Origin of the sequence: Prevotella intermedia ATCC 25611 = DSM 20706, from assembly GCF_001953955.1 — a bacterium.
Lineage (GTDB): Bacteria > Bacteroidota > Bacteroidia > Bacteroidales > Bacteroidaceae > Prevotella > Prevotella intermedia.
The window spans coordinates 307,471-321,455 of record NZ_CP019301.1 but is presented as its reverse complement, the minus strand read 5'-3'; the positions used below and the strand labels follow the sequence as shown (position 1 = coordinate 321,455).

Genomic DNA, 13,985 nt, shown 5'->3' with positions numbered 1-13,985 from the left:
TAAGCTTTTTCACACGTTTTTCCATAAAGCCGTTATTAGCCTGCTTATTATTTGCTACTTTAGCCGTTTTTTCGTACTTTTGCCCCAAATTAGCTTATTATGGGATTTTTCGGACTTTTCAATAAGAAGAAAAAAGAAGTACTCGACAAAGGTCTTGAGACTACGAAGCAAAGCGTATTCTCAAAGATAACACGTGCCGTAGCAGGCAAGTCGAAAGTAGACGATGAGGTTTTGGACAATTTGGAAGAAATCCTTATAACGTCAGACGTTGGTGTAGATACCACCGTGAAAATCATTCAGCGCATAGAGGAACGTATTGCACGCGACAAATACGTTTCAACATCGGAATTAAACACCGTTCTGAGGGCAGAAATTGCCACACTCTTAACCGAGAATAATACCGAGAATGCAGAGGATTGGGACTTGCCAACCGACCATAAACCATACGTTATACTCGTGGTTGGCGTGAACGGAGTGGGCAAAACCACCACCATCGGCAAATTGGCATACCAGTTCAAGAACGCAGGAAAGAAGGTCTACCTTGGTGCTGCCGACACCTTCCGTGCAGCTGCCGTAGAACAAATTCAGATTTGGGGCGACCGCGTAGGTGTGCCTGTCATTAAGCAACAGATGGGTTCCGACCCTGCCAGTGTGGCTTTCGACACCCTTCAGAGTGCGAAAGCGAACGGTGCCGACGTTGTTATCATCGACACGGCAGGCCGCTTGCACAACAAGGTAGGACTGATGAACGAGTTGAAAAAGATTAAGGACGTAATGAAAAAGATACTGCCCGAAGCTCCCGACGATGTTATGTTGGTGCTCGACGGCAGCACGGGGCAGAACGCTTTCGAGCAGGCTAAGCAGTTTGCATCGGTTACACAAATCACCTCGCTCGCCATTACCAAACTCGACGGAACCGCTAAAGGCGGCGTAGTTATCGGTATTAGCGACCAGCTGAAAGTGCCTGTGCGATACATTGGCTTAGGCGAGGGAATGGAAGACTTGCAACTATTTAATAAAGAACAGTTTGTAGATAGCTTGTTCAAGCAAGACTAAACCTCATTTCGCAACGTATTCAGGCAGAAGAAACAAGAACCCTAAGCGTGGGGATACAATTGAATGAAGAAGAATCAGATAGATATTATAACGATGGGGTGCTCGAAAAATCTTGTCGATTCCGAGCTACTGATGAAACAGTTTGAAGCCAATGGCTACGATTGTGTGCACGATTCGGAAACCCCAGAAGGCGAAATCGCCGTTATAAATACATGCGGTTTCATTGAAACGGCAAAGGAAGAGAGCATCAATACGATACTCGAATTCGTGAACAGAAAGGAGAATGGGCAGCTCAGACAACTTTACGTAATGGGCTGTCTGTCGCAAAGATACAAGGAAGAGTTGGAGAAAGAAATTCCAGAAGTAGACAAGTTCTACGGCAAATTCAACTTCAAGCAACTCATTACCGACCTCGGAAAGGCTGAAATACCGTCGTGCGACGGACGCCGCCACCTTACCACGCCACCGCATTATGCCTACATCAAGATAGCCGAAGGGTGCGACCGCCATTGCGCTTACTGCGCCATTCCGCTGATTACGGGCAAGCATCGCTCGCGAAAGATGGACGACATCTTGCAGGAAGTAGCCGAATTGGCAGCCGAAGGCGTGAAGGAATTTCAGGTTATCGAGCAGGAACTGACCTACTACGGTGTGGATTTAGACGGCAAGCACCACATTACCGAACTCATTTCGCGTATGGCTGACATACCCGGAGTGGAGTGGATAAGGTTGCATTACGCCTATCCTAACCAGTTTCCGTGGGACTTGCTTGACGTGATACGAGAGAAACCGCAGGTTTGCAAGTATCTTGACGTAGCCCTTCAGCACATTTCCGACAATATGTTATTGCGTATGCACCGCCACGTAACGAAGCAGGAAACAATGGATTTCATTCGCACCTTGCGTGAGAAAGTGCCAAGACTGCACATACGCACCACGCTTTTGGTGGGCTTCCCAGGCGAAACCGAAGAGGATTTCAACGAGTTGATGGAGTTTGTAAGGTGGGCACGGTTCGAGCGTATGGGCGCATTCGCCTACTCGCACGAAGAAGGAACATACAGTGCGCTGCACTATGAGGACGATGTACCGCAAGAAGTGAAGCAGCAAAGACTCGATAAGCTGATGGCATTGCAGCAGGAAATATCCGCAGAAATTGAAGCGGAGAAGATAGGACAGACGCTAAAAGTGATTATCGACCGCAAGGAAGGCGAATATTACATTGGCAGAAGCGAGTTCTGTTCGCCTGATGTAGACCCCGAAGTGCTGATAAAGGCGGATTCACCGCTCACCATTGGCAACTTCTATGATGTGAAAATAACCGCTGCCGATGAGTTTGACCTCTACGGCGATGTAGTAAACGGATAGAAATATCGCATAGTCGAGACAATACACTTTACGTTTTTAAAAAGCAAATAACCCAAAGATGAACAACAAGGAATTTATAACCGCATTGGCAAACAGGGTGGGTCGTTCGCAAGACGAGACACAAAAACTTGTGAAAACGGCTTTGCAAGCTATGGGCGACAACTTTGAATCGGGAGAGCCTGTATTAGTTTCGGGCTTCGGTTCGTTTGAAGTGAAGAAGCGACTCGAACGCATTATGACCAACCCCGCTACGGGATTGCGAATGCTTGTGCCACCAAAGTTGGTGTTAAACTTCCGTGCAACGGCATCGGTAAAGGAGAAACTGAAGAAAGGAGGGGCTGAATAATGGCTAAAACAGCGTTACAGCTTATTGCCGATGCAGTGGCAAAGAAGCATAAAATAACCGTGAAGGAGGCGGAAAAGTTCGTTTCTGCCATCTTCGATGTGGTGAACGAAGGGTTGAAAACCGATAAACTTGTAAAGGTAAAAGGGCTTGGCACGTTTAAGGTACAAGCCGTGAAGCCACGCGAAAGTGTGAATGTAAACACGGGCGAACGTGTGCTGATAGAGGGGCACGAAAAGGTTTCGTTCACCCCAGATGCTACGATGAAAGAGCTTGTAAACAAGCCTTTCGCACAGTTTGAAACGGTTGTATTGAACGATGGTGTGGATTTTGCCGACATAGAAAGCAAGTCGGACGATGAAGAAAAGGCTGAAAATACCGATGAAATTGTAGTTTCTGCTGAAGAAATTGTTGCTTCTGATGAGGAAAAGGCAGAAACGAAAGAAGAAATAACCGCCGAAATCATCGACGAAAAGCCTGCTGAGGAAGTGCCGCAGCCAACGGTTGAAATCCCGATGGTAGCTGTCGAGGCGAAAGAAGAGATAGCAAAAGAAAGGGAAGAAGAGCAGAAAGCGGCTGTTGAAGAAAAGGAAACAGTAGTCGAAGTAAAGGCAGAAGCTGTTGAAGAACAGCCAGAGCAAGTTGCCGAAGTGCCGAAAGTAAATGCCTTTCCTATCGAAAAGCCCAAGAAAATAAATTGGTTGCTGTGGTCTTCTGTAGCCTTTGCCGTAATAGCAGTTATGTATTTCTTCGGTTATAAGTTTGGAAAAGATGCCGCACTTCGCGACAACAAGATGGCTATCCGTACCCAAGCAGAGGACAGTTTAGCCGAAAAGACGAAGACAACAGCCAAGCAAACAGCAACCAATACAGGAAAAACGACTGCCAAGGCTGCACAGCAAGCGACTGACGAAGCCGAGAAGTATAAGAAAATGAGCAGCGACAAGCGTATTCGTTACGGTGCTTACGACATTGTCGGCATAGAGAAAACGGTGGTATTAAAGAAAGGTCAGACCATGCAATCGTACAGTCGTAGGGCACTTGGTCCCGACATGGTGGGCTATTTCCAAGTGTTGAACAATGCCACAACGATGTCTGCAGGCGACACTATGAAAGTTCCCAAAGTGGAACTCCGTCCACAATACCGCACAAAATAAATTGTCAAGAACATAGCAACGATTCGTTAAAGGCTATGAACGGTTCGTCAGGAGGTTATGAAAGAATAGCCGACCGCCGTTCATAGTGCAATCGTTTGACTTCATATAAGCTGTATTTATTCCACTTTCTTTCTACTAATATTGTCTGAAAGCAGTATCTTTGCAATGTAATAGTATTAGTAGTGATAAGTAAAGTTGATGATTGAGAATATCAAAGGCAATTAGTTAGTATAAAGGTTATAGGCTTTTTCCCCTTAACATACTTAATTAAGATTTGGTATTTAGTTTTTGATTAGTACGGCTAAACATTTTTATTGGTTTAGAGTAAGGCCCCATTTGCTGATAGAAGTAAGTGGGGCTTTTATTTTATAGGTACGTAAGTACTTCCTATAAGCACAACAATGGAACAATTGAAAATGAATGGATACAACCTATTTTACGAATGAAAAGAAGGGTATATAGCTGTAAATATTTTTCGCAAGTTTAACTGTCGCATAACTATCTTGCTATCAACGTTTTGCAAAACCTATTGTTTTGCATTCTAAAAGCGGCTGTTTTGCACGCTAAAAGCGTAGGTTTTGCATCGCAAAAGAGCCGCTTTCGCAATGCCAAATCGAAATTATGGTTTTTCCTACGAATTATTTTTACAGAACTAAAGCTGTTTTCAAGTTCTGTCTTAGAATTTCTAGAAAGTTCTAGTTTCCTAGATTTTCTAGATAACACTGCTGTCTCTTCGGTGTTAGGGGTGCGGTTTATCGCACCCCTACCTGCCACTACGCAGCATAAAATCTATGTATCTGCAATACTAAAGCAACTTTCAGCAACCATTCCAAGCAAGTTTTCTCAGCCTATATTCAGCAACAGGGAGGAATCAACTTTAAGAATCGGTTGCCGTTGAATATTTATTTCAGCAGCTTTTTCACTTCTACAAGCGCAGCAATCCAATTGGTGTCGAGCGAGAATTGAGTAGGGTAGTCCTCGCGATTGTAGTATGCCAAGATAATATCGTCGTTCTCGTCGCCATACAATGGGTTGTTTATGCTGGCTTCACGAAATATCTTCTTTATGCGGTTCCGCTCTCTTTCTGTTGTCGCCTTTGCGTAACTCTTCAAATAAAGGTTCACATAGTCGTACATATAGTAAGCCATTGAGTCCAACCGACTGTTCAAACGTGCGATTTCTTTAGCTGTTAGTTTTGTTTGGGGAGCAGAAAGTGCTTCCAAAGTCTTTGTTTTCAGATAGCCGATAGCGTCTACCTTGAACGATGCAATCTTACGTACTTCGGTGTCTTCTTTCTTGTCGGAAGCTACTTTATATGAGCTTCTGTAAATCTGTTCGTACACACGCTGTGGCTTTTGTGCATAAGTTGTGGCTGTGAATGCCAAGGCAGCGAGTGCCAAAGCTGTTTTCTTAAATCTAATCATTATACTTGAATTTTATTATTATCTTATTTCTTTAAATGCAAAAATACATATCTTTTTACGTAAAAACGAACGAAACGTTTAATTCTTGAAAATGTTGTATGTTATTTATTACTAATTACGTACTTACTTGTTGCTAATTCTTGACTTGTTTTTTACTGCGAAATCTTTCCACGACCCATAATGTTTGGCATCGGTTTCGGGGCGGTTCGATTGCAGGAAATGGCAATAGGCGGCTCCAAGAGCGTCGGTTGCGTCCATAAACTGCGGCATTTCGTTGTCTTGCAGGTGCAACAAACGCTGAAGCATTCCTGCAACTTGGTCTTTCGACGCTGCACCGTTGCCCGTTATAGCCATCTTTATCTTCAGCGGTGCATACTCGTGAATGGGAATATCGCGCTGTATGGCAGCTGCAATGGCTACCCCTTGAGCACGCCCTAACTTCAACATCGACTGGATATTCTTGCCAAAGAAGGGGGCTTCTATCGCCATTTCATCGGGCAAATACTCTTCGATGATGCCCGTAACACGCTCGAAAATCTTGCCCAATCGCAAATATACGTCTTTCTCTTTGCGCATATCAATAACGCCCATCACCACCATTTCGGCTTTGTTTCCTTGCGTTCGGATAACGCCATAGCCCATAACGTTGGTTCCAGGGTCGATGCCAAGGATTATTTTCGAGGGTCGTTGCTGCACCGTTGCCATACTTTTATCGGTCCATATAGGGGTTGTGTGCCAACTCGTAGCCTATTGTTGTCTGCTCTCCGTGCCCCGAATAAACAACTGTATTATCAGGAAGTTGCGATAATTCTCTCAAGCTGCTGATTAATTGAAACATACTGCCACCTTCAAAGTCGGTTCTTCCCACGCTGCCACGGAAGAGTGTGTCGCCCGTAAAGGCTATGTTCTCTTCTTTACAGTAGAACGTTACACCACCAGGAGTGTGTCCGGGGGTATTGATAATCGCAAGTTCGTGTTGCCCGAACTTTATCGTTTCGCCTGCCTTGAAAGTGTTTCCAACAGGTGGAAAGTCGTAGTTTAGCTGCATTCCGAACATATTTTGCGCCTGTTCTTTGAGCGAACGCAATGCTGGAGCGTCTTTTTCAGACACTTCGGGCAGCAAACCGAAAGCATCGTTTATGGTGTTTATGCCGAAGTTGTGGTCGAGATGAGCGTGTGTTGCCAACAAATGCACAGGCTTCAGATTATTCTCCTTGATGAAGTTTACAATTGTTTGGCGTTCCTCTTCATAGAAAGCACCGCAGTCAATGATGACGCATTCCAAGCTGTCGTCCCATAGAATGTAGGTGTTTTCTTCTATCATATTGAACACAAACCGCTTTACTTGTACCATATTTTTTAGTTTATTGAGTCTTCTTATTTACTTTAACGAACAACTATAAATACATTAAACACGAGGAACATATATCAAATTCTTTTCCTCGAACCACGCTTCCGTGAACCATTGCAATAGGTTTTCCACGATAGCAACCTTACTAAAGGGTTGCAACTCTTCGTTAAGGTTGCCTCCTTTCAGCACAATGACACCATTTTCGAGTGCATTGTGGTTGTCTTTTGCGATGTTCTTGCGCACTATTTTCATTAAATCGGGCAGCGGCATCACTGCTCTTGATACGATAAAGTCGAACTTTCCCTTCTCTTCCTCTCCACGTTTGTGTTGCGGAAGTACGTTTTCCAAGCCAATAGCGTTCGCCACTTCTGTTGCTACCTTTATCTTTTTGCCTGTGCCGTCAATCATTTTGAAGTTCGCATTAGGGAACATTATCGCCAAAGGAATACCTGGAAAGCCACCGCCAGTGCCGAAATCGAGTACGTTTGTGCCGTCCTTGAAACGTATGAACTTTGCAATGGCAAGCGAATGGAGCACGTGGTGCTCGTATAAATTGGTAATATCCTTGCGCGAAATAACATTTATCTTTGCATTCCAATCTACATATAGGTCGTACAAAGCTGCGAACTGCTCTCGCTGTCTCGCTGTTATCTCGGGAAAATATTTAGTTATAACGTCTATCATATCTGTTTCTTAATTAGTTATCTATCGTTACACGCACTTCTTTTGAGTTGATTTCGCCTGCCGAATACACAAAGGTTGTGGAGTCTTCGTGAAGTATGAAGTTGGCAGAAGGATAAAGCTTGATGCCCACAAAGTAACCTTTGCTTTGCGCTTGTGCCGCATTGTCGTCGTCCCAATCGTAGTTTTTCGCCATCTGTGCTATGATTTTCTTCGTCAGTGTTTCGTTATAATCGTCTCCAAAGGCTTCTTTCAGCGTTATCTGCCTGCCTGTTTTGGGGTCGATATTGAAGCACAGCGAATATTTCGTGGTGGTTTCGCCCGTTTTTATCGCAATGTCGGAGATATAAACTATGATGTTATCCCTGCTCGGAAGTATGCGCGTATCGATGTTGAGTGCCCAGTTGAGTTGGCTTTTCTCGTGTTCACGGTCTTTCAACCAGCGTGCCAACTCTATGTATTCTTTACCATAACGACGTACTAATTCCGAAATGACACGCTGTGGCGTAAGCCGTTCGAGGCTTGTAGCAAAGTAATTGGGCTGCAAAGTGCCCATACGCAGCAACGAATCGTTGGCTACGGCATACTCATTGCCTTTCAGAAAGGCATAGTTGATGTGTATTTTGCACGCTTCGTCTTTGCTGAAACTTATGGTTGTGTCCATTGTTACCTTATCAACAGGCACAGCCAACTGCGGTTTAGCTTTCTTTTCGGTGCAGCTTATTACGAAGAAACAAGCGGCAGCAACGACCGAAAGGCATATAAAACTCTTCTTTACCATATTAATGGGACAAAGTTACAAAAAACTTTCGTAACTTTGCACAACGATTATAACAATATAAAGAAAATGATAAAAGCGTGTCTTTTCGATTTAGATGGAGTGGTTTTCAATACCGAACCGCTTTATACCGTGTTCTGGGGAGGTATCTTTAAAGAGTTCTATCCTGCAGAACAAGGTTTGGAACTAAAGATAAAAGGGCAGACACTCACACAGATTTACGACCGTTATTTTGCGGAACAGCCCGACCGACAGGCAGAGATAACACGCCGATTGGACGAATATGAACGGCAAATGCAGTACACGTATGTAGACGGTTTGACAGACTTCGTGCAACAGTTGAAGCAAAAAGGTGTAAAAACCGCAATAGTAACGAGTTCCAATAAATCGAAGATGGAAAACGTTTACCGCCAACACGCAACGTTCAAGCAACTTTTCGATGCCGTGTTTACTGCTGAAGACTTCCACGAAAGCAAGCCTTCGCCCGACGGATACCTTACTGCTGCCCGTGCATTGGGCGTAGAACCAACCGACTGTATCGTATTCGAGGATAGCTTTAACGGATTGCGTTCAGGTCTTGCTGCTAAGGCACAAGTAATTGGACTATCAACTACAAACTCGGTAGAAAGTATCAAAGAATTTACAAAAGAAGTAATACCAAACTTTGTTGGCTACAAGCTGACAGAGTGATAATAAAACATAGAAACCATAATGGGTTATTTATCAACAGACAAAAAGAAGATAACGGCAAAGACACTCCGCGAGATGAAGGTTGCCGGAGAGAAGATTGCGCAGATTACAGCCTACGACTACACGACGGCAAAGATTTTCGACGAAGCGGGTATCGACAGTATTTTGATAGGCGATTCGGCATCGAACGTAATGTGCGGTAACGATGACACTTTGCCCATCACCATAGACGAGATGATTTATCATGCCAAATCGGTGGCAAAAGCATGCAGCCACGCCTTCGTGGTATGCGACATGCCGTTTGGCAGCTATCAGATAAACCGCGACGAAGGTGTGCGCAACGCCATTCGTATCATGAAGGAGAGTGGTGCAGATGCCGTGAAACTGGAAGGTGGTAGCGAGATTATAGACACCATAAAAGGTATTCTCGCAGCGGGCATTCCTGTGGTGGGGCATCTTGGGCTGACCCCTCAAAGTGTGCATAAGTTCGGTGGTTATAGCGTTAGAGCAAAGGACGAATCAGAAGCAGCTAAACTATTGAGCGATGCAAAGTTATTAGACGAAGCTGGAGTGTGCGCTTTGGTGTTGGAGAAAGTGCCACACAAGCTGGCAGCTGAAGTGTCGAAGCAAATAGAAGCCCCTACAATCGGAATAGGTGCAGGCAACGAAACCGACGGACAAGTGCTGGTTTATGCCGATGCAATGGGTATGACACATGGATTTAAGCCGAAGTTTCTGCGCGTTTTTGCTGATGTTAGCAAGTGTATGAGCGAGGGAATTGCTGATTATATGAAGTGTGTGAAGGAGCAGACGTTCCCTAATGAGGGGGAGTCGTATTAGGGAATGGCAGGTGGTTATAGAATTTCTAGGAATCTTAGATATTCTAGGAGCATAGACATTATAGTTCTTTTGGAAACCATTGGGAATTATTAGCTGAAGCATGGAAAAACCGCTGTTGTTTTGTAAAGATAATTCTGAAGAAAAACGATAGTTTCGATTTGGCATTGCAAAAGCGTAGGTTTTGCACGCCAAAAGAGCCGCTTTTACCGTGCAAAAGCGGCTCTTTTACAATGCGAAACAATAGGTTTTGAAAAGCGTTGATAATGAAACAGTTATGCGATGGCGACGCTCTGAAAAAATATTTACACTTTTATAACATTCTTTCCATATAGATAAGATGGTTTAAAGCAGCAACAAGCATAAAGCAAAAGGTAGGGCAAGATTAGATTTTGCCCTACCTTTATTGTTTCTATTCTGTTTATTCCTTGCTATCGCCTAACGGTGTTCGGCTATCTTGAAGAATGTTCCCGTAGGACAAACAAAGCGGCAATAGGGACGTGGGACGAAGAAAGAGAGGACTGCCACCACACCGCCGAGCACCAAAACGAACACAGAGGCAGTTTGGAAAATGAAGGCTGAGAACACCTCGTAGTCTATCCACTCAAACCAAATACCACTAAGCGTGAGCACCAACAGCACTGCAAAAAGGAGTTTTCGGAAAGCATTCAACCGCTTCACCGTATTTGCGCCCATACGCCACTTCTTGTTTTTCGTCTTTGCGGCTAAGTCTTGAAACGCTCCGCAAGGGCATACATTCGTGCAATAGTAGTTCTTCTTGCCGAAAAGAGGGTAGGCAAAAGCCGTTATCAGCATAATAATCGGTACGAGAGAAGCCCAGAAATTAATGCCGCTCGACATAAAATTGATGAACAAAGTCCACGAAAGGAAGGTGCCACAACCAAATCCCAACACCACCACGTTGAGCAAAAGCTGCACCGTATGGTAGCGTTTGCTGCGATAGAACAGCGGAATGGTGGCAGCCAAGAGCACCACGAGAAGTCCTGCCACAGCCTTTGCATCAAGGTTCATCTGCTCTAATATGGTCGGTTCTATTGCTTTCTTCGCGGCATAAGCCAATCCTCGGTGCATATTTCCGATGATACCGTGCGACGAGAATGTTGCACCACTGACGGCATCTACCTTCAATGCCTGTGCCTGTTCGATGGTTTTGCCGTTCCATTTCGTAAGCAACGGCTTCACTTGCTCGAAGAATTCGGGTGTTTCAGCATTCTTCAACGCCTTCACCTGCACTACTTTGCCATCTTTTATATATATGTCCAACGGCACAGCACCGCTATATCCTACGATGTCTTTGCCCAGTTCGGTGGTGTTTATCACCTTTGTACCATCGTCGAGCGTGCGCATTGTGTCTACCTTTGCGGTCTTCACGCTGTCGGCAAGCAACGTTTTTATGCTGCGCCCCCATACTTTTCCATCACGCTGAATGGCTGCCACCATCAGCACAAGCATACAGGTGGCAAGCATTAAAATCTGTTGTAGTTTCTTCATCATTCGTTTGTTTAATCCTTTCCGACGTAATTTTCAATCTCATCAGATATTCGTCGACAAAGATAGAAGTTTGTCTATACTTCAGCCATCTTGCTCGCTACTGACCACAAACTATTAAGCAAAGGTAGGAAAAAGATTTCTTTTATTGAAGCATTTTTGCTTTTTTAATGGAGGGAAATGCTACGGTTGGCAATAAAAACACTACCACGCTCGCCCGAACCAATATTTTTTCGTAAATTTGCAAGCCCTCGATTGCGGTGGAGAAGCATCGGCTTTTGCCGCCCAACGAGTGGGTACATATATATAATAAGGTGGGAAAAGCCACCGACAAACATAAAAAATATAGGTCTAAACAATGAAATATATCATCATTCCTGAACGAAAAACAACCCCTCAGTTGCCTTTCTACTTTGCCGTAGAGGAATATGTGGCACGCACATACACCGATGACGACTACTTTATGGCGTGGCGTGTGGAGCCTACGGTGATGCTTGGACGCAACCAGCTGACTGAAAACGAAGTGAACATAGACTACTGCAAGCGCAACGGCATACATATTTTCCGCCGTAAAAGTGGTGGAGGCTGCATCTATGCCGACAAGGGTTGTATGCAATTCTCCTACATTTCGTTTGCCGAAAACGTAAATCATGCCTTCGTAGAGTATATGCAGGGCATTGCCGATATGATAAAAAGCCTTGGCATAAACACTGAACTATCAGGCAGAAACGATATTCTCGTGGAGGGAAAGAAGGTTGCAGGAAGTGCCTTCTACCGACTGAAAGGACGCAGCGTGTTGCACAATTCGCTCTTGTTCAGTACAGAATTGGAGCATCTTGCACAAGCACTGACACCCGCAAAAGAGAAGTTGCAGAGCAAGGGAGTGGCGTCGGTGAGCCAGCGTGTAGGCAATGTGGGCAACCATACCGACCTCAGCATCGAGGCGTTTATGGACTACGTACGCAAGTATATGTGCGGCGACGAGGTGTTGGAACTGACTGCCGACGATATGAAACATATCGAAGAAATAGAAAAGGAACTTGCTTCTGACGACTTCACATATGGCAAAAACCCGAAATATACGGAGGTTCGGAAAAAGCGTTTTGCCGATGTGGGCACCATTCAGGCTCACATAGAACTGAAGAACCAGAAGATTGTGAACATTAATCTGATGGGCGATTACTTCCTTTCGGGCGACCTCGACCGTGAGTTGCTCGACCTTTTGCACGGCGTAGATTTCACACGCGAAGCGGTAGCAGCAGCGATTGAGGGTGTGGAAATGGGCAACGTGATTCGCAATTTCACGACAGAACAATTCCTACGCCTGCTCTTTGGACGTCCGCCACACGTGATGAAGCCCGATTGGTTGAAGATAAATCTTACCTCGAAAAAGTCGTCTGGCGAAACGGCGGGCATTCTCGCACGCCACCACATGAATACTATCTGCACGAGCGGACTATGTCCCAACCGCACAGAATGTTGGGCAGCACGCACCGCAACACTTATGATAGGGGGCGAAATATGCACCCGCAAGTGTAAGTTCTGCAACACATTGAGCGGTCGCCCCAACGCTTTGAACCCACACGAACCGCAGCACGTGGCAGAGTCGATAAAGGCTTTGAACCTGCGTTATGCCGTGATAACATCGGTAGACCGCGACGACCTGCCTGACTATGGTGCCGACCATTGGGTGAAAACCGTGGAAGCCGTGCAGCAACTGAACCCCGACACGAAGATAGAACTGCTGATACCCGACTTTATGGGCAAGAAAGAGCTGATACAGAAGGTGCTGGCAACAAAGCCACACGTGTGTGGGCACAATATGGAAACCGTTCGCCGACTGACTCCTTCGGTGCGTAGCGTGGCACAATACGACCGCAGTTTGGAGGTGTTGGCAGAGATTGCGCGCAACGGTGTGCAGGCAAAAACAGGCTTTATGCTGGGCTTGGGCGAAACACACGAGGAGATTTTGGAAACGATGGACGATATTCTTGCCACTGGCTGCAAGCGTCTGACATTGGGACAGTACCTCCAACCAACATCGAAACACCTGCCCGTAGCTGCCTACATCAGTCCGAAGCAGTTCGAGGAATACAAGAAGATAGGATTGGCAAAAGGCTTTAAGCACGTAGTGAGTGGTCCGTTGGTGCGCAGTTCGTACCATGCAGCAGAAACAATGTAAGCTGAACGAAAGCGTTTTTTATATGTTGGGGTGGGGGGTACCATGTTCCTAACAGTGAAGAACAAGCAGGTTTATCTAGAAATTCTAGGAAAACTAGAACTTTCTAGAATTTCTACGACAGAAGTTGAGAATAGCTTTAGTTTTGTAAAGATTATTCGTAGGAAAAACGCTAATTTCGATTTGGCATTGCGAAAGCGGCTCTTTTGGACGGCAAAAGAGCCGCTTTTACCGTGCAAAACCTACGCTTTTGGAACGCAAAACAATAGGTTTTACAATGCATTGATAACAAGCGAGTTACACAACAGATACGCTTGTGAAAAATATTTACACCTTTATTGTCTGTTTTTCGCTTATATCATACGGTGAGAAAGCCTCGCTTTCTTGGTACTGAACAGAAATCAGGACAACGAAAAAAGGCATTCCAATGGGTGTTGGAATACCTTTTAAAAAACTAACTAATAGCTCTCCAATAGAGTAATGTATCTAACACTTGATAATGATTGATAAAGGAAAATTGTTTAATTTCGTTAAAGACATAACGTATTTTTATTCTAATAGTTAATTATATGTTTTTATAATGAATTTTATCATCTAAATAAATATTTTTTTATA

At 44.7% G+C, this 13,985-nt stretch carries 13 protein-coding genes; 7 read left to right on the top strand and 6 right to left on the bottom strand.

Annotation, left to right across the window (positions count from 1 at the left end; genetic code table 11):
* Nucleotides 1-99 precede the first annotated feature (99 nt).
* From ftsY to BWX39_RS09970, 4 genes are all read left to right on the top strand, one after another.
* Nucleotides 100-1,056 (top strand): signal recognition particle-docking protein FtsY, encoded by a 957-nt coding sequence (gene ftsY, locus BWX39_RS09985; protein ID WP_028905260.1) that lies wholly within the window; start codon nucleotides 100-102, stop codon nucleotides 1,054-1,056.
* Between the two features lie 63 nt (nucleotides 1,057-1,119).
* Nucleotides 1,120-2,421, top strand: coding sequence for a 30S ribosomal protein S12 methylthiotransferase RimO (gene rimO / locus BWX39_RS09980; protein ID WP_028905261.1), 1,302 nt, complete (start codon nucleotides 1,120-1,122; stop codon nucleotides 2,419-2,421).
* A gap of 58 nt (nucleotides 2,422-2,479) precedes the next feature.
* Nucleotides 2,480-2,767 carry an HU family DNA-binding protein gene (locus BWX39_RS09975; RefSeq protein WP_014708531.1) on the top strand — a complete coding sequence of 96 codons (288 nt, stop codon included), beginning with the start codon at nucleotides 2,480-2,482 and terminating at the stop codon, nucleotides 2,765-2,767.
* Nucleotides 2,767-3,921 carry an HU family DNA-binding protein gene (locus BWX39_RS09970; protein ID WP_028905262.1) on the top strand — a complete coding sequence of 385 codons (1,155 nt, stop codon included), beginning with the start codon at nucleotides 2,767-2,769 and terminating at the stop codon, nucleotides 3,919-3,921. Before BWX39_RS09975 ends, BWX39_RS09970 begins: the two co-directional genes overlap by 1 nt.
* Nucleotides 3,922-4,823: 902 nt before the next feature.
* Here the strand turns inward: BWX39_RS09970 and BWX39_RS09960 are convergent.
* The 5 genes from BWX39_RS09960 to BWX39_RS09940 form a co-directional block, all read right to left on the bottom strand.
* Nucleotides 4,824-5,345 carry a hypothetical protein gene (locus BWX39_RS09960; protein WP_014708529.1) on the bottom strand — a complete coding sequence of 174 codons (522 nt, stop codon included), beginning with the start codon at nucleotides 5,343-5,345 and terminating at the stop codon, nucleotides 4,824-4,826.
* Nucleotides 5,346-5,468: 123 nt separating this feature from the next.
* Entirely contained in the window at nucleotides 5,469-6,050 is a 582-nt protein-coding gene (ruvC, locus tag BWX39_RS09955; protein ID WP_028905263.1) for a crossover junction endodeoxyribonuclease RuvC, read from the bottom strand.
* Nucleotides 6,051-6,054: 4 nt separating this feature from the next.
* Nucleotides 6,055-6,699, bottom strand: a complete 645-nt coding sequence (locus BWX39_RS09950; RefSeq protein WP_028905264.1) for an MBL fold metallo-hydrolase — start codon at nucleotides 6,697-6,699, stop codon at nucleotides 6,055-6,057.
* Between the two features lie 54 nt (nucleotides 6,700-6,753).
* A complete protein-coding gene (rsmG, locus tag BWX39_RS09945; protein WP_028905265.1) occupies nucleotides 6,754-7,380 on the bottom strand; it encodes a 16S rRNA (guanine(527)-N(7))-methyltransferase RsmG in 627 nt (208 codons plus the stop codon).
* A 13-nt stretch (nucleotides 7,381-7,393) separates the two neighbouring features.
* Nucleotides 7,394-8,158, bottom strand: a complete 765-nt coding sequence (locus tag BWX39_RS09940) for a DUF3298 domain-containing protein (protein ID WP_028905266.1) — start codon at nucleotides 8,156-8,158, stop codon at nucleotides 7,394-7,396.
* A gap of 66 nt (nucleotides 8,159-8,224) precedes the next feature.
* Between BWX39_RS09940 and BWX39_RS09935 the strand changes: the two genes are divergently transcribed.
* Both BWX39_RS09935 and panB read left to right on the top strand, forming a co-directional pair.
* On the top strand, nucleotides 8,225-8,845 hold the full coding sequence (locus tag BWX39_RS09935; RefSeq protein WP_028905267.1) for an HAD family hydrolase: 621 nt from the start codon (nucleotides 8,225-8,227) through the stop codon (nucleotides 8,843-8,845).
* A 21-nt stretch (nucleotides 8,846-8,866) separates the two neighbouring features.
* Nucleotides 8,867-9,685 (top strand): 3-methyl-2-oxobutanoate hydroxymethyltransferase, encoded by an 819-nt coding sequence (gene panB, locus BWX39_RS09930; RefSeq protein ID WP_028905268.1) that lies wholly within the window; start codon nucleotides 8,867-8,869, stop codon nucleotides 9,683-9,685.
* 435 nt (nucleotides 9,686-10,120) lie between these two features.
* Here panB and BWX39_RS09925 read toward each other — a convergent pair whose 3' ends face one another.
* Entirely contained in the window at nucleotides 10,121-11,194 is a 1,074-nt protein-coding gene (locus BWX39_RS09925; protein ID WP_028905269.1) for an FMN-binding protein, read from the bottom strand.
* Nucleotides 11,195-11,549: 355 nt separating this feature from the next.
* On the opposite strand from BWX39_RS09925, the gene lipA reads away from it, so the two are divergent.
* The gene (gene lipA, locus BWX39_RS09920) at nucleotides 11,550-13,373 is read left to right on the top strand and encodes a lipoyl synthase (RefSeq protein ID WP_076123411.1); all 1,824 of its coding nucleotides are present in this window, start codon (nucleotides 11,550-11,552) and stop codon (nucleotides 13,371-13,373) included.
* Nucleotides 13,374-13,985 lie beyond the last annotated feature (612 nt).